General features: G+C 55.6%; 13 protein-coding genes and 2 tRNA genes. 7 read left to right on the forward strand and 8 right to left on the reverse strand.

Annotated features, from left to right (window positions below; translation table 11 throughout):
- Positions 1–149: 149 nt before the first annotated feature.
- The gene (gene cfa, locus DXX3274_RS13055) at positions 150–1,301 is read left to right on the forward strand and encodes a cyclopropane fatty acyl phospholipid synthase (protein ID WP_042860120.1); all 1,152 of its coding nucleotides are present in this window, start codon (positions 150–152) and stop codon (positions 1,299–1,301) included.
- Positions 1,302–1,409: 108 nt separating this feature from the next.
- On the opposite strand, the gene DXX3274_RS13060 is transcribed toward cfa, so the two are convergent.
- Positions 1,410–2,066, reverse strand: coding sequence for a riboflavin synthase (locus DXX3274_RS13060; protein ID WP_042860121.1), 657 nt, complete (start codon positions 2,064–2,066; stop codon positions 1,410–1,412).
- 278 nt (positions 2,067–2,344) lie between these two features.
- Here DXX3274_RS13060 and DXX3274_RS13065 point away from each other — a divergent pair, with 278 nt between their 5' ends.
- Complete coding sequence (locus DXX3274_RS13065; RefSeq protein ID WP_042860122.1) at positions 2,345–3,718, forward strand: MATE family efflux transporter; 1,374 nt, start codon at positions 2,345–2,347, stop codon at positions 3,716–3,718.
- A gap of 161 nt (positions 3,719–3,879) precedes the next feature.
- Positions 3,880–3,956, forward strand: a tRNA-Val gene (locus DXX3274_RS13070).
- 266 nt (positions 3,957–4,222) lie between these two features.
- On the opposite strand, the gene DXX3274_RS13075 is transcribed toward DXX3274_RS13070, so the two are convergent.
- Entirely contained in the window at positions 4,223–4,825 is a 603-nt protein-coding gene (locus DXX3274_RS13075; RefSeq protein WP_042860123.1) for a helix-turn-helix domain-containing protein, read from the reverse strand.
- 43 nt (positions 4,826–4,868) lie between these two features.
- Here DXX3274_RS13075 and DXX3274_RS13080 point away from each other — a divergent pair, with 43 nt between their 5' ends.
- Positions 4,869–5,567, forward strand: a complete 699-nt coding sequence (locus DXX3274_RS13080) for a B3/4 domain-containing protein (RefSeq protein ID WP_042860126.1) — start codon at positions 4,869–4,871, stop codon at positions 5,565–5,567.
- A 133-nt stretch (positions 5,568–5,700) separates the two neighbouring features.
- Positions 5,701–6,018: a quaternary ammonium compound efflux SMR transporter SugE gene (gene sugE / locus DXX3274_RS13085; RefSeq protein ID WP_038668235.1), complete on the forward strand. Its 318-nt coding sequence runs from the start codon at positions 5,701–5,703 to the stop codon at positions 6,016–6,018.
- A gap of 237 nt (positions 6,019–6,255) precedes the next feature.
- Here sugE and DXX3274_RS13090 read toward each other — a convergent pair whose 3' ends face one another.
- A complete protein-coding gene (locus tag DXX3274_RS13090; RefSeq protein ID WP_042860127.1) occupies positions 6,256–7,203 on the reverse strand; it encodes an AEC family transporter in 948 nt (315 codons plus the stop codon).
- 97 nt (positions 7,204–7,300) lie between these two features.
- Here DXX3274_RS13090 and DXX3274_RS13095 point away from each other — a divergent pair, with 97 nt between their 5' ends.
- Together DXX3274_RS13095 and DXX3274_RS13100 are read left to right on the forward strand one after the other, a co-directional pair.
- Entirely contained in the window at positions 7,301–8,185 is an 885-nt protein-coding gene (locus tag DXX3274_RS13095; protein WP_042860128.1) for a LysR substrate-binding domain-containing protein, read from the forward strand.
- 417 nt (positions 8,186–8,602) lie between these two features.
- A tRNA-Val gene (locus DXX3274_RS13100) sits at positions 8,603–8,679 on the forward strand.
- Positions 8,680–8,842: 163 nt separating this feature from the next.
- Here the strand turns inward: DXX3274_RS13100 and solL are convergent.
- The 5 genes from solL to solG form a co-directional block, all read right to left on the reverse strand.
- Positions 8,843–10,240 carry a solanimycin export family MATE transporter SolL gene (gene solL / locus DXX3274_RS13105; protein ID WP_042860129.1) on the reverse strand — a complete coding sequence of 466 codons (1,398 nt, stop codon included), beginning with the start codon at positions 10,238–10,240 and terminating at the stop codon, positions 8,843–8,845.
- Positions 10,241–10,345: 105 nt separating this feature from the next.
- On the reverse strand, positions 10,346–10,888 hold the full coding sequence (locus DXX3274_RS13110; protein WP_050569876.1) for a MaoC family dehydratase: 543 nt from the start codon (positions 10,886–10,888) through the stop codon (positions 10,346–10,348).
- A 301-nt stretch (positions 10,889–11,189) separates the two neighbouring features.
- Positions 11,190–12,470 (reverse strand): solanimycin biosynthesis cytochrome P450 SolI, encoded by a 1,281-nt coding sequence (gene solI / locus DXX3274_RS13115; protein ID WP_042862111.1) that lies wholly within the window; start codon positions 12,468–12,470, stop codon positions 11,190–11,192.
- Between the two features lie 143 nt (positions 12,471–12,613).
- Positions 12,614–18,406: a non-ribosomal peptide synthetase gene (locus DXX3274_RS13120; RefSeq protein WP_042860130.1), complete on the reverse strand. Its 5,793-nt coding sequence runs from the start codon at positions 18,404–18,406 to the stop codon at positions 12,614–12,616.
- A complete protein-coding gene (solG, locus tag DXX3274_RS13125) occupies positions 18,403–21,894 on the reverse strand; it encodes a solanimycin non-ribosomal peptide synthetase SolG (protein ID WP_042860131.1) in 3,492 nt (1,163 codons plus the stop codon). The genes DXX3274_RS13120 and solG overlap by 4 nt, the downstream gene beginning before the upstream one ends.
- Positions 21,895–21,918: the final 24 nt, after the last annotated feature.

Consider the following 21,918-nt stretch of genomic DNA (forward strand, 5'->3'; position numbering starts at 1 on the left):
AGATGACTTTCGTACCGGCTTTTCTCTTATTTTCCTCTGAGACGTTCAGGGGTAGACGATGGATTGAGTCCACCGAATGCCCTCCGTGGGTACATTTGTCTAATATTGTTCCTTGCAAAGGCATTTTTCCGGCAAGGTAGGGAGAAGTTATGAGTTCATCTTATGTGGAGGAACTGGGTAGCCCTAACCTATCCTGGTTCCAGATTGTTAATGAAATGCTGTCGGCCGCCGACATCGTCATTAACGGTTCGCGCCCGTTTGATATTCAGGTAAAAAATCCCGACATGTATAAGCGCGTGCTGCGCGAAGGCTCGTTGGGACTGGGCGAAAGTTATATGGATGGCTGGTGGGAGTGCGAGCGGCTTGACATGTTTTTCCACCGCGTGCTGCGCGCCGGGTTGGAAAACCAACTACCCCACCGCTGGCGCGATACGCTGCGGATCCTGATGGCGCGGCTGACCAACCTGCAGTCCCGCCATCGGGCCTGGATCGTGGGCAAGGAGCATTACGACCTCGGTAATGATCTTTTCACCCTGATGCTCGACCCTTATATGCAGTACTCCTGCGGCTACTGGAAACAGGCCGAAACCCTGGAGCAGGCACAGCAGGACAAGCTGCGCTTGATCTGCGAAAAACTGCAGTTGCGCCGCGGTATGACCCTGCTGGATATCGGCTGCGGCTGGGGTGGGCTGGCGGAATTCGCCGCACGTCACTACGGCGTTGCCGTCACCGGCGTGACCATCTCCCGCGAGCAACAAAAACTGGCGCAACAGCGCTGCCATGATCTGGACGTGAACATCCTGCTGCAGGACTACCGCGACCTGAACCGGCAGTTTGACCGCATTGTTTCCGTCGGCATGTTCGAGCATGTCGGCGCCAAGAACTACGATACCTACTTCCAGATAGTAACGCGCAATCTTAAACCTGATGGGCTGTTCCTGCTGCACACGATCGGCACTCACACCCCTACGCCAACGGGAGACAAGTGGACCACCAAGTACATCTTCCCCAACGGCAGCCTGCCGTCGATAGAGCAAATCGCCGCAACCAGCGAGCCGTATCTGGTGATGGAAGACTGGCATAACTTCGGTGCTGACTACGACAGCACGTTGATGGCCTGGTATCACCGCTTCCAGCAGCACTGGCCAGCATTGTCCGAGCGTTACTCCGAGCGTTTCCAGCGCATGTTCACCTATTATCTCAACAGCTTCGCTGGCGCGTTTCGCGCCCGCAACATTCAACTCTGGCAGGTGTTGTTCAGCATGGACGGCGTGGAAGGTGGCTTGCGAGTCCCCAGATAATCACCGGCATCGGGCGAGTCGCACCTAACGCGTCGCAGCTAAATAGCAAAAAACCGGCAGCCTGGCTGCCGGTTTTCATATGGGAGAACGTGTCAGGGAAGGAAGGGCTTATTCGCCCTGCTCCGCCTGCGCCGCGGCCTGCTCCTGTTGCTGCTGCGCCTGACGGGCCAGGACGCGTTCGACCGTGTCGATGATGGCCTGGGTTTGCGGGTCGATTTCAATATTGATACGGTCGCCCAGTCGTTTCTGACCCAGCGTCGTGCGCTGGAGCGTTTCCGGAATCAGATGCACGCAAAAACGGCTGCGGGTCACCTCCCCCACCGTCAGACTGATGCCGTCAATGCCGATGAAGCCTTTGTGCAGCACATATTTCATCTGCGATTCATCAGCCAACCGGAACCAGATCTGGTGATTATTTTCCGACGTCAGGATTTTCACAATCTCCGCCGTACACATAATATGGCCGGACATCACATGCCCGCCGATTTCGTCGCCATATTTAGCAGCGCGCTCCACATTAACCCGATCGCCGGCTTTAACTTCGCCCAGATTGGTCAACCGCAGCGTCTCCTTGATCAGGTCAAAACTGATCCGATCGCCATCGATTTGGGTGACGGTCAGGCAACAGCCGTTGTGCGCTACGGAAGCCCCGGTTTCCAGCCCCGGCAACAGTTCGGGCGGCAGTTGAACGACATGAGTGCGGAAATTGGGTTTTTCATTAATCGACACGACGGTCGCCGTGCCCTGAACAATACCGGTAAACATGGTGCTGGTCTTGCCTCCTGAACAGTAATAAGCGTGAACGTGACGCTACAGTGATATGGCGCGGCGAGCCTGCGCTCGGGAGAGACAACGTTCACTAATGTCTGGCAGTGTGCACCATATCCTCAGGAAAACCAAACAGGATCACTCCCGCTCAGTCAGTCATTGGTTTACTGTTGGCAAATCGTTACAATGCTTCATCTTTTTTTATAAATAAAGGATGATTGCCTTTCTCTCCCCATTAGAGATCTCTCTCCATCCTGCTTTAGGAAGGTGTTTTCGTGCAGAAGTATTTATCAGAAGCCCGCCATTTGCTGGCGTTGGCTATTCCGGTCATCATCGCGCAAGTATCGCAAACCTCAATGGGTGTGGTGGATACCATCATGGCGGGCTCCTATAGCGCCACCGATATGGCGGCGGTGGCGGTGGGCACCTCCATCTGGCTGCCGGTCATCCTGTTCGGTCACGGTTTGCTGATGGCGCTGACGCCGGTAGTGGCCAACCTCAACGGTTCCGGACGCCGGGATCGTATCGCTCATCAGACTCAGCAGGCGTTTTTGCTGGCCGCGGCTATCTCCATTCTGACCATGTTCGTGCTCTATCAGGGCAAATACGCCATTAATCTGATGCATGACGGCGCGCCGGAGCTGGCCGACAAGGCGGTGAAATACCTGCACGCATTGTTGTGGGGCGCGCCCGGTTACCTGTTCTATCAGGTGTTTCGCAGCCAGTGCGAAGGTTTATCCAAAACCCAGCCGGGGATGGTAATCGGGTTTATCGGCCTGTTGATCAACATTCCCATCAACTACGTTTTTATCCACGGTAAGCTGGGCATGCCGGAGTTGGGCGGCGTCGGCTGCGGGGTGGCGACCGCCTCGGTATACTGGATGATGATGTTGATGATGGCGGCCTATTCCCGCCATGCCTATTGGCTGAAAGACATTCGCCAGTTCAAAACCCAGCTGAAGCCGGACTGGGCCGTACTCAAGCGTCTGTCCGGCATGGGGCTGCCCATCGCGCTGGCGTTGCTGTTCGAAGTGACGTTGTTTGCGATTGTCGCGCTGCTGGTATTGCCGCTCGGGGTGGTTGATGTGGCGGGCCACCAGATCGCGCTCAACTTCAGCTCGCTGATGTTCGTGCTGCCGCTGTCTGTCGGCGTCGCCGCCACTATTCGCGTTGGCCACCGGCTGGGCGAAGGTTCGGCGGAGGCGGCCCGGGTAGCGGCGCGTACCGGTATCGCTACCGGCGTATTGCTGGCGATGTGTACGGCTATCTTTACCATCACGCTGCGTGAACCCATCGCCATGCTTTACAACAAAAACCCGGATGTGGTGGCGATGGCCTCGCACCTGATGCTGTTGGCGGCGGTCTATCAGATTTCCGACGCGGTGCAGACCATTGGCAGCGGCGTACTGCGAGGTTACAAGGATACCCGCGCCATTTTCTTTATCACCTTCATCGCCTACTGGATGCTGGGGCTGCCCAGCGGCTATACGCTGGCGCTGACCGACATACTGGTGCCGCGGATGGGACCGGCCGGGTTCTGGTGGGGGTTCATCATCGGCCTGACCTCCTCCGCCACCATGATGGTGCTGCGGATCCGTTGGGTGCAACGCCAATCGCCGGCGCGCATTCTGGCGCGGGCGGCACGTTGATTCGTTGATGGCGGCAGAGCGCCGTTTTTTTCGGCGCTCTGCTTACAAGCTCGTCACTCAGTGTGATCTAACGGGAATTTTGCATTTTTCCCCTTGCCAGCGGCCCTATAGCCCGTTAATATTCGTCCCCGCTGTCGCCCTGACAGTTTCAATAACACGATGCGTTCATAGCTCAGTTGGTTAGAGCACCACCTTGACATGGTGGGGGTCGTTGGTTCGAGTCCAATTGAACGCACCATTTCATCTTCTATAGATATAAACATTCAGCCAATGTTTATAACGACGTAAAAATTCTGATTCCCCTATTGTACCGATACGCTTTCCCACGGTTCATTTGCGTTAACGCTTTCCAGTTTGTTTTCTTCCTGATGATCACAGCAAACCAGCGCCAGCGGGAAAACCGGTGACGCCAGCTGTCTTAACATATGGCTATCTCAACGCACTGCTGATGCTAAATATCGAGCATATTGGCGGAACCAATGCCGGTAACGCCCACTATCCCGGCTATTGATGAAGTTCAGCCACCGTCATCGTAAAAATAAGTGTGCTATCGTTTGCGTTTGCGTAGCGATGCGGCACATCGGTTCTTGCCACCGCTGAACACCCGGCAGGAATAATGAGCTCGGTGTTATCCACCTTCATGCTCAACATCCCGCTCTCAACATGGAACAGCTCAAGCGTCCCCTGGGGGTGACCTGGCGACTCGAATACTTCACCGGGGAACATCTCCCAGCGCCACAGTTCTATCATGTTAGGGCCGCTGGTCCCCGCCAGCAGACGCGCCGTACCGCCGTGAGGGCCGTTCCATAACGTTGGAATATTTCCCTGTTCGATCAGGTATACCGCCGGAGCGTCCGTCACGTTGACGATATCGGCGACGGACAAACCAAGCGCCGCCGCGATCTTACACAACATGGCGATACTGGGATTAGCCGTGCACTTCTCTATCTCCACCAGCATACCTTTGCTGACGCCGGCGCGTCTTGAAAGCTCATCCAGCGAGAGTTTCTGCTTTTTCCGGTGCGCTTTAATTCTGCGGGAAACGGCTTCGCTCACCGTCTGGATATCCGCACCCGATTCGGTCGATATATTGACTTTTTTGGTCATCGGTCGATAATGTGAAATAAATTAGTCATTTTAGGATTATCTAATGCTTTCCGTTTTACCGTCAATCGACGCCAGTGTTGCTATACTGGCACCGGGTTTCCGGGCGCTGAGCATCACCGCTGCCGCAACGCCTATCACTGATCCTGGTATCGCTGATGAAGCGCTGACCGCTGCCTGCAAATCGGTTATTGCGGGAGAAGCAAACTGGGCTGATGCACACCTTGCCGCCTGGGCTGATGTTTTCAGGAAGTTCGGCGCTAAACCACAACGTACCCCGTGCTCAGCCGAAGCGCTGCGTAAACGTGTTTTGCGCGATGGCGGCATGCCGGGCATTGATCCGGTGGTGGATCTCTACAACGCCATTAGCCTCCAATATGCAATCCCCGTGGGCGGCGAAAACCTCGCGGCCTATGTCGGTTCGCCCAGACTGACGATTGCAGATGGCACCGAGCGGTTCGACACCATGAAGGACGGCCTGCCGGCTCAGGAGTCCCCCGAACCGGGAGAGGTTATCTGGCGGGATGATGAAGGCGCAACCTGTCGTCGCTGGAACTGGCGTCAGGGAGTCAGAACGCGGCTGAATTCAGAAACCCGCCAAATGTGGTTTATTCTGGAAAGCTTGCCGGTGATGCCGTTGAAGGCATTATATGACGCGGGTGAACGGTTGAGCGATGGTCTGCAACGCATGATGCCCGGGGTCAGCATTGAGATGACTCTCATCGGTTCTGACTGCCGGGAATAAACCTCAGTGAAATAAAATAAACCGTAAGCGTTAATCCTGTCAGAAAAGCCATTCGGCTTTTCCGCCTTGCTGGACGACCTGCAAGCGTTTTTGTTGTGGTGGGGACGACCCCATTATCCATAATGGAGTGGACATGTCCTGGTTAATTCTTTTTCTTGCCGGATTATTAGAGGTCGTCTGGGCTATCGGCCTGAAATATACCCACGGCTTTAGCCGTCTGGTCCCCAGCGTTATTACCGTTGTCGCGCTGTTCACCAGTATCGGGCTACTTTCCTTAGCGCTAAAAAATTTACCGACCGGTACGGCTTACGCCATCTGGACGGGAATCGGCGCCGTGGGTACCGCGCTGGCAGGGATTATCCTGTTTGGCGAATCCGTCAGCCCGCCGCGTATTATCAGTTTGACACTGATTGTGGCGGGAATTATCGGCCTGAAATTCAGTACGCATTAATTCAGTACGTATTAACTTAGTACGCAGTAATAGCCGGTTGCACGCCCGCGTTTAAATGCGGGCGTGACGACAACACCGGCACAGCACGGTTTCCCCATCAGCCTATCGGCCTTCTGTCCGCCAGCATCACGTCAAGTGCGCACCGCCAACATCTCCGCCCTGCTCGTCTGTCTTGGGAAATGAAGCGAATTAACATACCGCCCAGCCATTCCGACCGGCGATAAATACCCTCGTCAGTCAGGTTTCCGGATGAATCCAGGAAAGATAAAGCGTTATCGTCAGAATCGAAATAATGGTGGAAAACAGGACGGTTCGCGAGGTAATGCGTGCTTCCCGGCGGTAAAACTCCGCCAACATGAAGGGCCCGGTTCCCGTCGGCAACGCAGCCAGCAGCACGGCGGTATGGATCAGCAACGGCTGAAGACCCAACACCTTCGCAGCGATAATCCAGGTCACAACGGGGTGCAGCACCAGCTTTAACGTGACCAGCAGACCGACGATAACATTCGGTTGAAAAGGCTCGCTACGGGACGTGTTAGCCAGAAAAAGCCCCAGCGCAATCAGGGCGCAAGGCGAAGCTGTGTTGCCCAGCATTTTCAGAAAGACGTCAATGGGTTGTGGAATGCTTAGCCCGCTAAGAGGAACCAGCATTGCCGCCACCGGCGCGATCAGTAGCGGGTTACGCACCAATGCCCCGGCGACTTTCGCCGCCAGTTGTGCGCGCCGCCTCTCGGTCTGGATCCCCGTTTCAACAATCACGATCGCAAGCGCAAAGAGCACGCAGACCGTGATAATCGTCGCGATCAGGGTCGGCGCCATCGCCGTCGGTCCCAGAAACGCCAACGCCAGCGGGAAACCCATAAACCCCGTGTTCGCATAGCTTGAATTCAGTGCGTCCAGCGCGGCATCGGCCAGATGCCGCGAGCGGGAAATTTGAAACATGAGGGTAACCGCGAATACCAGCACCGCGCCAAGACCAAACGCCATGATAAAACCGGGCTGCCATACATCAGACCAGCGCGCATGCGCGATAATGTCGAAAAGCAGTGCGGGAAGCGCAAGATACACGACGAAGCGGTTGAGTTCTGAGGTGGCATTCGGGCCGAAGATACCGAGTTTACGGAAAAACCAGCCGGCAAAAATAAGTGCGAAAATGGGTAATGCAACAGCAAACGTTGACAGCATGGAAAGCGCCGGTTTCTATTCGAAAAACACAATGTAAAAGGCGGCCACGATATAATCCAATGCGTTTTAAGGCCCACCATGATACCTTTTTGGTATCATGATAGACATTCGACACATCCGCTATTTCATTGCGTTAGCCGAAACCCAGCACTTTGGGCGCGCGGCGCAGCGTCTTAATATCAGCCAGCCGCCGTTAAGCAGACAGATTGCCGCGCTTGAAACCGAACTGGGCGCACGCTTACTGGAACGCCATGCCCACGGAGCCACATTAACCCACGCCGGTAAAATCTTTCTGGAGGATGCCCGCGCCGCCATAGCGGCTTTTGATCAGGCTTGCCGCAATGCCCGGCTCGCCGACCGCGGAGAGTTGGGCAGTCTGGCTATCGGTTTCATGATGCACGCGGCTTATACCAGTGTTCCCGACTTAACCCGGCGTTTTATTACCCGTTATCCGCATGTTCATCTGGAGCTTCGTGAAATCATTCCCGGCGAACTTACCGATGCCGTGCTCAGCGGCCGCTTCGACGCCGGAATCATGTTTAATCCCGGCCCGATTAAGGGGATAGAGACCATCGCATTACATCGGGAGCGCTTATGCCTCGCCATCTATGCCGGCCACCCGCTGAGCAGTCGCGGCGCGCTTGCTGCGGGTGATTTGCAGGAAGAAGCGTTGATCGCCGCGCCGCACGACGTTGCGCCAATGCTGCGGGAAGCGATAGAAGGCTATTGTCGATCGGGCGGTTTCGTCCCTCAATTCAGGCTGGAAGCCCAGTTGCAGCAAACCATTATCAGTTTCGTCGCTGAAGGCCTGGGCATCGCGCTGGTGCCGCAGTCCGTAGCCAAAATCGGCGTGGCGGGCGTTATCTATCGCGATCTCGACGACAGCCCGTATGTGGAACAAGTTTTGGCCTGGCGGAGCGCTAATCGTAATCCATCGTTGCCGCTTTTTTTGGCTGAAATCCCTACGAACACCCGGCGGTAATGGTTTTGATCTCACGCCCGACCACGTAATTGTCATGGCATAAGACATTCCACTATTTTTATATGGATTGGCTTGACGGTGGTATATTCGGATACGCTAGCCAGCTCAAAACTCGCGGCGGTGCCCGCTGCACACAATGACTCTGTGTTCTGATTAACGGCAGCGAAATGCTGTTGTAAGCCGTCGCTGAACGCACCGTAAGCAAGCAGGACAAAAACATACCGGCGATTGTTCTGCTTACTTTCGGCAATGATTTTCAATCAGGCCAAACATTCAGCACTCGATGTGGGGATGGCAACAAAATACTTGTCATTGCATCAGTGCAAGGCCATAATAGCGCCCGTTCAAAACGGGAAGGGAAACAGCATGATTTATCATGTACTTACCTTAAACACCGATAAATGAACACGTCAATTTGCGACCGTAGCTCAGTTGGTTAGAGCACCACCTTGACATGGTGGGGGTCGGTGGTTCGAGTCCACTCGGTCGCACCATTTCATGTTCTATAGGCCTACGCTAGCGTCTATAGTGTCTTGAAAAGAAGATAATTCTTATCTTCTTCTGTTCTAGTAACACCTATCGAATCCGCCCAAATCCAACGATTTTAAGTCCACCGTCAAGTCCATCCTGAATGCAGGTGAATTCGACTCCAGATTGTTACTGAGCAGATGATGTCATTGAATGGCTCAGCCTTGAGCGTTCCCAATCAATCCGTTCAAACAAAATAATCGTTATCGCTGTCATTAATAGGTTAGTGATCGGAAATGCCCACCACAGGCCGGAGATACCTAGCGAGGTATAGTGGGATAATCCCCATGCCAGCGGGATCTGAATCAGCCATTGAGAAACCAACGCCAGTATCATGGTCGTCATAGTGCGTCCTGTGGCGCGAAAGGCGCCATTTAGCGCCATCTGTAACCCAATTAATCCATAACCTGGCGCGATAATATGAAAGAAATTCGTTCCGTAATAAATAACTTGGGTCTGATCGGGTGCGAATAACCCAATAATATAAGGTGTAAAAACGAACCCTATCAGGCCAATAGTGGTCAGGGTTAGAAATGAGATCGTTGCGCTCAAACGGCCAATGGCATGTGCGCGCTTAAATTGTCCAGCGCCAATATTTTGTCCAACAAGCGTTGCTGTAGCAATTGACATACCGATGGCAGGTACAATAACCAGTGCATTAATATTATTAACGACACCGTAAGCCGCCGTAACCGCAGTCCCCAGCCCGGTGACCAGGGTCATCATACCACTCGCGCCCAATGCATGAGCACACAGTTCAATTGACGATGGCATTCCCAGCCGAACGACAGATTTAACCATATCCCATCTGGGTTTCATCGCGCGGAAATAGATCCTAAGGCCAATACGACCAAACCGTAATACCAACAGCCCAGCCGCCATCGCAATGCCTTGATTAATGAGAGTGGCAATAGCGGCCCCCGTTACGCCAAATGCGGGAATAATCCCATAACCAAAGATAAATAGCGGATCCATGACGGCGTTAAGAATCAGTGTACCCAACGTAATCAATAATGGGATACGGACTTCGCCTGCGCCCCTCATCAAGGATTGCAGCATGGCAAAGCCAAAGGTAAATATTAAGCCACTGATGATAACGCGCAAAAAGCTGAGTGCGAACGGAAAGACCTCTTCCTGAGTACCGAGCGAGTGCAACATCCAGGGTGCAAGAAAATACCCTGCCGCCGAGATAGGTATTGAAAATAGCAACGACAGCATGAATACCTGAGCCGCAATATCGTTTGCGTCTTGATGCAAACGGGCGCCGACACACTGCGCGACCAGCGTAGTGCCCGCGATACTCAAGCCAATACCTAACGCAAAAGCAAGAAAAATGATGGGCTGACTTACCGATATTGCCGCCACGGATTTATCACCCAAACGCCCGACCCAGAAAGCATCAATCATGATGTATCCTGACTGTAAAAGATTGGACAAAATAACAGGAACGCCTATTTTGACCAGTGAGCGCACTATTGAACCTTGCAGCAAGGCGTTTGGTTTTTCATCAATCAGTTCAGAAGACAATAATTAATCCCTTAATGTCAGTCGTTATGGGAGACTTACCGTTATGCAAAAACAGTAAGCATGAGAGATTCATTCATACCATGCAACCTCATTACAGTGTAATGATTAAGGCGTCTTGGCCACGTCGCCCCCCTGAAATATAAGAAGCTTACCGAGTAACTCCTGACGAACTTTATTATCCTGACCAATGGTAGAAATATGAATCGTCATCAACGCTCTGTCCGGTTTGGCAGGGGAGATATCTATTCCAGTAATTTTTGCCCTTATTCGTAATATATCACCGGGCCGCGTAGGACGAAGCCAGCTGATCTTCTCAACCCCTTTACCAATGATGCCATGTGCCAGAGGCAAGCTTTTAACCAGTAGATTCATGGTAATGCTTACTGTGTGCCAGCCACTCGCCGCCAGGCCTCTGAAGATGGAATCCTTTGCCAGTTTATCGTCTATATGAAAGGGCTGCGGGTCATATTTTATCGAAAATTCAGCTATTTCTTCCGCACTGACATAATACTCGGAACTATGAAAAACCTGACCGACCTTAAGGTCATCAAAATACAGCTTTGATGGCCTGACATCCCTCACCTCGCTTCCTATAAAGCACTCATTAGCACTACTAAAATAGTCGTTTAAATAATTTTCATCTCGCATATCCACGAGTCTCCCTTACCAACATGAACATATCCGCCGGATGCTAACAGTTAAGTATTCCAATCAACTGTATTTCTCATGCGCAACTATCAGTTAGAATTAAAGCTATAACTTTCTACAAAAACCCATCCAGTCGGTATTATTTCGCCCTCGTCGCATACGAAAATATTAAAACAATCAATTATTCCAGTTACGGCGATGCCGATAAGGATCTACGGATATCGCCGTCCCATTCCCGGTTATTTAAATGATACTCCGACTATATTCCACTGGTGCTGGCACCACATTCCGATGAAGAAAGTTATTCTTTATGAATGATGACTTTCAGATTTTCAAAACCATGTAAAAAATTAGAGTAATTACGCTCCGGCTCTTCCAACACCTCTATTCTGGAAAAACGCTTGAGAATCTCTTCCCAGATAATCGTCAGTTGCATTTCAGCCAGCCGACTGCCAATACAGGCATGTATACCCACACCAAAGGAGAGATGCCGACGGGCACGTTCACGGTCGATGCTGAAGGTATCAGGTTCTTCAATCGCCGAGGCATCGCGGTTGCCGGACGCATACCACATAACGACACGGTCGCCTTTCTGGATGTTTTTGCCACGAATTTCAACATTGCGGGTGGCGACACGGCTCATAAAATTGACTGGCGGATGAAAACGCAGCGTTTCCGATATCATTGGCATCACCAGCTTAGGATTGGCCTTAAGCTTGGCAAACTCGGCGGGATATTTATCCAGCAAGTAAAGGCTGCCTGAAATCGTGTTACGCGTCGTGTCGTTACCACCGATAATCAGCAGAACAATGGTGCCACGGTACTGTTCTAACGTCATATCGCGCGTGTCGGGATGCTGCGCCAATATTGAGATAAGGTCATAGCTTGGCGGTGCATTGCGGCGTTTTTCCCACATTTCCTCAAAGACCTGGTAGCATTTAACGGTTTCTTCCGCCTTTTGCGCCCAGCTTTTCACCAGACCATGTCCCGGCTCAAACATCAGCAGGTCAGACCAATACGTCAGCTTACGGCGCTCTTCAAAAGGAAAATCGAGCAGTGTTGCCAGCACCGTCGCCGTCATCTCCTTGGAGACCCGATCCACCCAGTCAAAGGGTTCGCCAATCGGCAAGCCGTCGAGAATAATTCCCGCACGCTCACGCATTATCGGCGCCATTTGAGCCAGACTGGAGGGGGCTACCGACGGCGCCGCCGCCTTGCGGTGTTTAGTATGCTCGGGGGGATCCATGGTGATGAAACCCACATTTTTCCGCCGTTCATGGCCCAGAGCCTGCATCGCCGCTTCGAGTTTCTCCTTCTCTTCAAGCGATTTCAGATCGATATTCTGGGTGGAGGTGAAATCGCGATAATTATTTCCAACCGTGCGAATATCGTCCCACAGTGTCAGTGACCAGTAAGGCCCAAACTCACTTTCCGGTGTGAAATGCACCGGGTCTTCACGTCTGAGACGCTCAAACACCGGCAATTCAGTTGCATTCACAAACCGATCCCGACGCGCAGGGTTTAATTTCTCTAACGGGATAGCATTAACATCCTCAACAACATCCTGTAATTGTTTCGTCATTTTCATCCACTCATTGTGTTTCTAGAGAATGTGCTACAGCACTGCCGATAGCGTGCATCGATAGCGCTACAGCACGTAACTGCAGAAGGAGCCAACTGGCGAACCCTGCCCCGGCACCTTCCCTGGTACGCAAGCGCAAACCTTTATTGATCCGCACCGGCATGAACATACTGACGCCACCATCGCACCAGCTCGGCAACATGGGGGGCTTTCAACACCGTAAAGTGCTGCCCCGGCCCCGCGATGGTTTCCAGCTCGTTGGCCCAACGGGCCCATCCCGCCGCATCTTCACGTCGGCGCTGAAGATCCGCTTCGGTATTCATCCACGGATCGCGCACCTGTATCAGGTTGACCTGCCCGTGGTAGCGTGCCGCCGGTAGATAATGCGTTTGTCTCGCGGCATAAAAGGTTTGCCACGGGCCTTGCAGTAACCGTGAAGAGGAATTGGCCGGTATTTTCCCCGCGCGATGAAGATGCCGGTGCACCGCAGACAGCATCTGTTCGACGTCGTGACCGGCATAAAGGGATTCATCCATCGCCAGCGCCATCTCTAAGGTGAAGCCGATGCTCTCAACGTACTCGCGCATGCACTCAGCCAGACTCGGCGTGACGACGGCATCCTTGCTGCCAGACGGGGCTTCGGAATCGATCAGCGTCAACGACGCCACAAGGCGGCCTTGAGCCGCTAATCGGCTCGCCATGTCGAAGGCCACCTGTCCGCCAAAAGAGTGACCAAGCAGGTGAACAGGCGTCTTCTCGCTGCTCCCCGCCTGACGCATCGCCGCAAGGTTACGTATAGCCGCCGCCTCAACCGACCGCTCCGGTTCGCCAGCACCATCGATCCCTTTCGGCAGCAGGCCATAAACCGGCTGCCCGCCGGGCAACGCCTGCACGAACGGCAGGAAGTCCGTGACGCTCGCGCCGGCCCCGGGCACACAAAACAGCGGTGCGCTATCGGCGCTACCTTTTTGCAACGTGATGAGCGGCTTGAAATCAGCCGTCGCGGCGAACGCCCGGCCTGTCGCCGGGCGTTGCTGCTCACCGGCCGCTATCGAGTGAGTGCCCACATTGAGCTGGCTTATCGGTGCGTCAGGGTTGGCGACCATTGCTTCAAGCGTTGCGAGATAGCCGGTGGCCATGCGCTCGGCCGTTTCCCGGCGAAACAGATCGACGGCGTATTCCAGAATGCCCTCCATCCCCAGCGGCTCCCCTTCCTGGCTATATTTTTCATACAGCATGACATAGAGATCCCACTTGGCATTCCCGCTGTGGGCGGGGTAGACCTGCGCCGCCAGACCGGGAACAGCAAAGGTTTCCGATGGTGCGTTTTGCAGGATCATCATGGTCTGGAACAGCGGGTAATGCGACGGCGAGCGTACCGGCAATAACTCACTGACCAGCTTCAGGTAAGGAATATCCTGATGACCATACGAGCTTAACGCCTGTGCGCGTACCCGCTCGAGCACCTCATTAACGCGGGGCGCCCCGGAGGTATCAACACGCATCACCCACTGCGTCAGGAAGCATCCCACCAGATCGTTCAACGCTTCGTCACTGCGCCCTGCTGAAACCGCCCCCAGCGGGATATCCTCGCCGGCGCCAATCTGGGTGTAATAGATGCCGAGCGCCGCCTGCAATACCATCGACAGCGTCATGTTGCGCTCACGCGCAAGGGTACTCAGCCGCTGGTGCAAACGGGCATTGATCTGCAAAGGCAACATCTCACCGCGATAGCTGGGCTTGGCCGGGCGCGGGTAATCTTCCGGCAACGCAAGCGTCGCGGGTAAGCCCGCAAGCGTTGTCTTCCAGTACGCCAACTGCTCGGCAAACACGCTGTTCGGGTCATCAGGAGAGCCAAGCAGCTCACGGTGCCACACCGCGTAGTCGGCATACTGAACGGGCAGCGGGGTGAACTGTGGCGCGTGACCGGCGAGACGCGCCTGATAAGCCTGCGTGAGATCCCGAGTCAGCGGCGCCAGTGAAAACGCATCACAGGCAATATGGTGGAATAGCATCACCAGAATGTGCGTCTGCGGCCCCACCCGGAGTATTGCAGGGCGAAACGGCAGATCAACCGACAGATCGAACACCGAGGTAATCGCCGCAAACACCGCCTGTTGAGTCTGTTCTGCGCTCACTTCCGTATACGGGATATCCAAATTTACGGCGGCAAAGGGCTCGATCACCTGCACCGGTTGCCCGTCCACCACGGCAAAACGGGTGCGCAGTGGCTCATGGCGTTCCACCAGATCGTACAGCGCGGCGGTTAACGCCGCCTGATCCAACTCGCCTTCAAGCGAGACGACAATCGGCGTATTGAGCGATGAGTTATCACCACGCGTATTCTGCCCAACCCACATCAACTGCTGGCCGTAGGACACCGGCACCGGTTCTGGACGCGGCTCAACTTTCCTTAACGGCGGGCGCACGTTGGCGTGATCATCAAGCTGTTTCGCCAGGCTCGCCACCGTCGGGTTTTCAAATAACACGCGCACCGGAAGTTCAATACCCAGCCTGGCGCGAATACGCCCGATCAATCCGGTAGCCAGAATCGAGTGTCCGCCCAGCGCAAAGAAGTCATCGTCAATGCCGACTTGCGGCTGCTGAAGCAATTCGGCATACAGCTCGCAAAGCACCGCTTCGCGCGCATTGCGTGGCGCCCGATAGGTGGAGGTATCACTGAATTCAACCGCTGGCAGCGCCTTGCGATCCACTTTCCCGTTAGCGGTAAGCGGGAATTGCGCCAGCACGACGATACGCGCGGGCACCATGTAGTCAGGCAGGCGCTCGCTGAGGTAATCCCGCAGGGTTTCCTCAAAGGATATCGCCTCAGAGAATGCCGGCGAGTCCGCGCCAACGACGTAGGCCGCCAGACGCTTGCCGCTGCCGTTATCCACCGCCAGCACCAGCGCGTTATCGACGCGGGGATGTTCGGTCAAGCGCGCCTCTATCTCACCCAGTTCGATACGAAAACCGCGCAGCTTGACCTGTTGATCGTTACGCCCCGCAAAGATCAGGTTGCCATCGTCCTGATAGCGCACCAGATCGCCGGTGCGATACAGGCGGGCGCGCGAGTCGGCCACCAACGGATTGGCCACGAAACGTTCGGCAGTCAGATCATCACGATTCAGGTAACCCAGCGCGACGCCGTCCCCGCCGATATACAACTCGCCAATGGCGCCTAATGGCACGGGATGCCGATGCTTATCCAGCACGTAGAGCTGGGTATTACCGATGGGACGCCCGATAGGAATGCCGACGGCATGGGTCGCCACGTCACGGATCGGGTAGGTGGTGGCAAAGGTGGTGGTTTCAGTGGGGCCATAGCCATTCACCAGCTTCGCCGACGGCACCGTGCGCAGCACCTGAGCAATAATGTTCGGGTCGAGCGCATCACCACCGATAAACAGCGACGTGAACTGGGCGAGAACCGGGGTCAGTTCGCTATAAAGCTGGTTGAACAGCCCCACCGTCAGCCACATCTGGTTCACGCGATGCTGCTGCAGGGTGCGCACCAGTCGCGCCGGCGTGAGCAAGGTATCCTGATCAATGACTACGCAGCTGCCGCCATTGAGCAACGGCGCCCAAATCTCCAGCGTGCTGGCGTCAAAGGCGGTGTTGGCCGCCAGCGCCATGCGATCGCCGGGCGCAAAAACACCGACGCCGCTGTTTATCACCAATCGGTTGATGGCGTAATGCGGCACCACGACGCCTTTCGGTATGCCGGTCGAACCGGAGGTGTAGATGATATAGGCCGGCGCACTGGCGGAAACCTGCACCTCTACTATGTCGCCACTGACCGCTACTATGTCGCCACTGACCGCTACTATGTCGTCACTGACCGAGCCGTCGCTCGCCTGCGCCGCCTCGGGGCTATTAACATCAATCACCGGCAGGTTGATTGCTGCCGCCGGCGCTTGATGGGCATCGCTTATCAGGAAGCGAGCAGAGCAATCCTCAATAATCCACCTTAGGCGCTGTTGCGGCGCCAGCGGGTCCAGCGGCACGTAAGCCGCGCCCGCCTTGAGTATCGCCAGCGTCGCCGCCAGCAACGCGCTGCTACGCGGCAACAGCAGCGCCACAACGTCCCCCGGTCTTACGCCACGTGCAATCAGCGTCTGTGCCAGACGGTTGGCACGCTGGTTCAGGCTGCGATAGCTAATCTGTTCTTCACCCTCAATCACCGCCACCGCTTGCGGTGTACGTACCGCCTGTCGCTCGAACACGCGGTGGACGGGTTCCTGCGCGGGATAAGGCGCCGCCGTCGCGTTCCAGTCAACCAGCAGTTGGGTGCGTTCGCTGACCGGGAGGATCTCCAGTTCATGCATCGGTGTCGCGGGATTACCGTCCAGCGCCTCGGCCAGGCTTTGCATGGCCTGCTGGAGATAGCCAATAATCCGCGGCGCCGATAACGGTACCGCCGCGAGCACGTTCAAACGCAACGTCTCACCAAAGTCATCCACCGACACGGTCAGCGGGTAATCGGTGCGTTCTTCAAAGCCGTGCCATTCAACGTCATCACGTTCACCGGACACATCCACGCTTTCGTCTTCAGCCTGCTGGTTGTGGCGGTAGTTGAACAGCACGTTAAACAACGCCGTTGGCGGTGCAATCCCGCTGCAACGCTGGGCCAGACTGAGTGAGGCGTGTTCATGGCTCAGCAATGCCGCCAGCCGTTTGTGCGTTAAGCGCACGCTCTCTTCCACGCCCACATTCCCCAGATCAAGGCGGATCGGCAGCGTATTAATGAACGGCCCCATGATCTGGTCGGCGCCCTCCCCGGCCTGCAAACGGCCCAGCAGGATGGTGCCGAACACCACCGTATCGCTGTCGCTGGCGCGCGCCATCACCTGTCCCCACACCAGGTGACAGAGGCTTCCCATACTGACGCCGAGGCGACGCGCATGCGCACGCAAACGCGCGACAACAGCCGGTGCGACATTCTGACGCAGCTCCACCACGCTGGCGTTGCTTGCCGTTCCCGTCGACATGCCGAATGCAAGGGTCGGCGCATCAATGTCGCCCAGCATCTGACGGAAAAATTGCTCGTGCTCCGCCTCCGTCGTTCCGTTGCGCACATTGGCAATCAGCCGCCGGAAGGGTTGCGGCACAGGCAATTGCTGACCACGGCCCAGCAGAAAAGCGGTAATGTCCTGAATCATGATCTGCAACGACGCGATGTCATCGATCAGATGATGCAGCAGCATCAGCATTTCGAAGCGCCCGCTTTGCGGGTCCTGCGCGGTATACAGACTCAGTAGCGGCGCCTGAGTCAGGTCAATACGGTAATGCGATGGATGATAGCGTTCGACCAATTGCGCCATAATCGGCCCCTTGGCCGGATCCAGTTCAATTTCAGTGAGCTGCACGTGTGCCTGACGCAACACCACCTGTGCCGAGCGCGACAACCCGCGCGAAAAAAATGCCGTGCGCAGAATGTCGTGCCGATTAACGGTTTGCTGAACCGCCTGCACGTATTGCGCCATCACCTCGCGGTTAGCCAGCGAGATCCTGGCAAACTGTAGGTAAGGGTCGCCCTTGTCGCTCAACTGGTGCAAAAAGAGGATCCCTTCCTGCAATGGCGTCAATGCGTAGATATCCTGCACATTCGCCACGCCGCCCGGCACATTGGCGACAATGTGCGCGATATCGGCCTGAGTCAGATCAATCAGCGGCAACATATCTGGCGTCAGGTGGGTGGTCGCCGGCGTGATCCGATTCACCGGCACGTTTGAACCATTATTCCCGCCTTGCGAGGACAACGTTCTTCCCTGGCGCAGGGCGTCAACGAGAGCCGGTTTGTGCTCCCGCAACGCCGCCTTGATATCAGGGGTCAACGACCCCTTCACTGCCTTGATGACCAGAGATTCACCATCAAGCGATAAAGCGATGTTGGCCTCATCCAGTGTCCGCAAAAGGTCATCAAAATCGATCATAATCTCATCTCGTCGAGTTCAATGGTACGAGCGGACAGCTCGGCCAGCGTCGGGCTATCGAATAAGGCGCGAATCTCCGTACTCAAATCGCGCTGGCGCAAATGCTCCATTAACTGCACCGCCAACAGCGAATGACCGCCCAGTTCGAAGAAATTGTCGTGACGTCCGATACGTTCAACGCCCAGCAGTTCCTGCCACAGCTCCGCCATCGCAATTTCAACATCGCCTTGCGGCGCTTCATAGGCACGACGAGAGAACGACGAATCATCGGGCTGCGGCAACGCTTTGCGATCCAGCTTGCCATTGGCCGTCAGCGGCAGTTGATCCAGTTTGACGAATGCCGCAGGCACCATGTATTCCGGCAACTGCGCCGCCAGGCTGCTGCGCCACTGCGCAATATGCTCAGAGGTGCTCAGGCCGTCGGCCTGCGCTTGCGCATCAGGAACCACATACGCCACCAGACGCAAATCACCCTGCGCATCACCCCGGGCCACCACCACCGCTTCGCTAATCGACGGCTGTTTGAGTAACTCCGCGTCGATCTCACCCAACTCGATACGGAAACCGCGGATTTTGACCTGGTTATCGTTACGTCCGAGGTACTCGATATCGCCGTCCGCCAGATAGCGCGCCACGTCGCCGGTTCGGTACATCCGGGCGTCGGCATCGGCGACAAACGGGTCGTGAACGAAGCGTTCCGCCGTCAGGTCAGGCCGGTTGAGGTATCCGCGCGCCACACCCACCCCGCCGATATACAACTCGCCCACCACGCCGCGCGGCACCGGGCGCAGGTGCTGATCGAGCAAATAGATGCGCAGATTGGCGATGGGGCGACCAATCGGCACGGTGGCGGTTTCGGGCAAATCTTTCGGACAGGTCCATGACGTCACGTCGATAGCCGCTTCCGTCGGCCCATACAGATTGTGTACCGCCGTGCCCGGCAGCAATTTGTGACAACGGGCCACGCTGGCGGAACTCAGCGCCTCGCCGCTACACACAATGCGGCGCAGTGAACGGCAGGCCGCCACGCTGTCGTTGGCCAGAAACAGATTCAGCATCGAGGGGACAAAGTGCAGGGTGGTGATGTTGTTGGCCTGAATCACCTCGGCGAGCGCCTGCGTATCTTTATGCGCGCCCGGAGGGGCAACCACCAGCGTCGCGCCGACAGAAAGCGGCCAGAAGAACTCCCACACCGACACGTCAAAGCTGAAGGTGGTTTTTTGCAATACGGCATCGCTGCCGTCGAGCTGATAAGCATCCTGCATCCACTGCAAGCGGTTGATCAGCCCGCGATGTTCGTTTTCTACGCCTTTGGGTTTACCGGTCGAGCCAGAGGTGTAGATAACATAGGCAAGATGGCGCGACGTCAGCCCCAACGCCGCGGGCGATAGCGATGCTGTCGATAACGATGAGCGCGCCAGAGACGCCGCATCCAGCTCAAGCGTAACGATGCCGGCGGTATCGAGTTCAGCGGTCACGTCACGACCGCGTTTGTCGAGCAACAACAGTTTCGGCGCCGAGTCTTGCAGAATGTAGGACAGGCGCTCCTGCGGGTAATCAGGGTCAAGCGGCACGTAAGCCCCGCCCGCTTTGATGATCCCCATCAATCCCACCACCATCTCGATACTGCGATCCAGACAGATGGCGACGCGATCATCGGGTTTGACGCCCTGCTGGTGCAAATGGTGCGCCAGCTGGTTGGACAAGGCATTCAGCTCTGCATAGCTCAACTCACGATCGCCAAAGCGCAGCGCCGTTGCCGCTGGCGTCAGCTTCACCTGCTGTTCGAACATCTGATGCGTATAGGCCACATCAGGGTAAACCTTGTCGGTGTTATTCCATTCATTCAACAGTAACCGGCGCTCTGCCTCGGGCAGAATAGCGATCTGCTGCATCGGCGTATTGGGCGCGTTATCCAGCGCCCTGGCGATATTCTCAAGCGCCTGTTGCGTATAGGCGAACAGCAGTTCGGGATCCAGCGAGTCCACCACCTGAATATTCAGGCCAAGCGCGCTGCCGTAGTCGTCCACCGACAGCGTGATCGGGTAGGTAGTGCGCTCTTCAAAGCCATCCCACTGATCGGCTTCCGGCACCACAAAATCCAGCGACTTGCTTTCCGACTCGCGGTTATGGCGATAGTTAAACAGGGTGTTGAACAACGGTGTGGAGCTGCTCACGCCGCTGCAACGCAACGCCAACGCCAGTGATGCATGTTCATGACTCAGCAGTTCCGCCAGCCGTTTGTGGGTGTTGCGTACGCTGTCCTCAACGCTGGCGCCGGACATATCAAGGCGGATCGGCAGCGTATTAATGAATGGCCCCATAATCTGGTCGGCACCGTCGCCGGCATGCATACGGCCAAACAAAATGGTACCGAACACCACCGAATCCTGACCGCTGATGCAGGCCAGTACCTGACCCCATGCCAGATGACAAATACTGCCGAGGCTCACCCCCAGACGGCGCGCATGCGCACGCAGGGTGTCGTTCAAACGCTGGGGAACCTTGCGCGTGACTTCGATTATCTCGAAGTCATCCAGCATATTGACCAGGCCATAAGGCGCGGTGGGCTCATCGATATCCGCCAGCGTCGAGCGGAAATACCGTTCATGTTCTTGCGGGCTTTTACCAAGACGAACCTGCGCAATCAGGCGACGGAACGGTTGTGCCGGGGGCAGCGTGTGGCCGCGCCCGGCCAAAAAGGTATGGATCTCGGCCGACAGGATCAGCACCGAGGTAATATCATCGATCAGGTGATGCAGTACGCGGAACATCTCCCAACGCTCGCTGCGCTTGTCATAAGCGACAAACGCGTGCAGTAACGGCGGCTTAGCCAGGTCGATGCTGTAATGCGACGGATCGAAACGCTCGGCCAGTTGTGCGGCGATAGGGCCGTCCGCCGGATCCAAATCAACCTCCAGCACATGCAGCGTCGCCTGACGCTGCACCACCTGGCACGGGGTCGAGACCCCTTCCCAGTAAAAACCGGTACGCATGATGTCGTGACGATCGATAACCTGTTGTACCGCGGCAAGGTAATTATCGACCTTTTCGCGGCTATCAAATGTCATCTGCCCCGTTTGCAGGTACGGATCGCCTTTGCTGGCCAGCATATGATGGAACAGAATCCCTTCCTGAAGCGGCGCCAGCGAGTAGATATCCTGAATATTGCTCACGCCGCCGGGCACCTGCTCGACCACATGATCGATATCTTTCTGGGTGAAGTCGATAAGGGGCAACAGCTCAGGGGTAATCACCGTCGTCTCCGGCGTAATCTTGTTCTCAGGCACCACCACCTCAAATGCGTTTGACAGGCGTTTGCCATTACGCAGAGCATTCACCATGGTCATTTTGTGCTCGCGTAGCGCACTTTTAATCTCGCTGGTTAGCGCGCCTTTGGCTGAAGTAATAACCAAATCCTCGTTATCCAGCGATATCGAGATCTTCGCCTGTTCCAACGTCAGCAGTAATTGTTCGAAATCGCTCATTTTTTATCCTCCGTGATACTAACC

The sequence above is a fragment of the Dickeya sp. NCPPB 3274 genome (assembly GCF_000406205.1).
In the GTDB taxonomy this organism is placed as follows: domain Bacteria; phylum Pseudomonadota; class Gammaproteobacteria; order Enterobacterales; family Enterobacteriaceae; genus Dickeya; species Dickeya fangzhongdai.

Bases quoted from the DNA above. Each gene is read 5' to 3' on its own strand.
- cfa (WP_042860120.1), top strand. From the start codon at position 150: ATGAGTTCATCTTATGTGGAGGAACTGGGTAGCCCTAACCTATCCTGG.
- DXX3274_RS13060 (WP_042860121.1), bottom strand. From the start codon at position 2,066: ATGTTTACCGGTATTGTTCAGGGCACGGCGACCGTCGTGTCGATTAAT.
- DXX3274_RS13075 (WP_042860123.1), bottom strand. From the start codon at position 4,825: ATGACCAAAAAAGTCAATATATCGACCGAATCGGGTGCGGATATCCAG.
- DXX3274_RS13080 (WP_042860126.1), top strand. From the start codon at position 4,869: ATGCTTTCCGTTTTACCGTCAATCGACGCCAGTGTTGCTATACTGGCA.
- sugE (WP_038668235.1), top strand. From the start codon at position 5,701: ATGTCCTGGTTAATTCTTTTTCTTGCCGGATTATTAGAGGTCGTCTGG.
- DXX3274_RS13090 (WP_042860127.1), bottom strand. From the start codon at position 7,203: ATGCTGTCAACGTTTGCTGTTGCATTACCCATTTTCGCACTTATTTTT.
- DXX3274_RS13095 (WP_042860128.1), top strand. From the start codon at position 7,301: ATGATAGACATTCGACACATCCGCTATTTCATTGCGTTAGCCGAAACC.
- DXX3274_RS13110 (WP_050569876.1), bottom strand. From the start codon at position 10,888: ATGCGAGATGAAAATTATTTAAACGACTATTTTAGTAGTGCTAATGAG.
- solI (WP_042862111.1), bottom strand. From the start codon at position 12,470: ATGACGAAACAATTACAGGATGTTGTTGAGGATGTTAATGCTATCCCG.
- DXX3274_RS13120 (WP_042860130.1), bottom strand. From the start codon at position 18,406: ATGATCGATTTTGATGACCTTTTGCGGACACTGGATGAGGCCAACATC.
- solG (WP_042860131.1), bottom strand. From the start codon at position 21,894: ATGAGCGATTTCGAACAATTACTGCTGACGTTGGAACAGGCGAAGATC.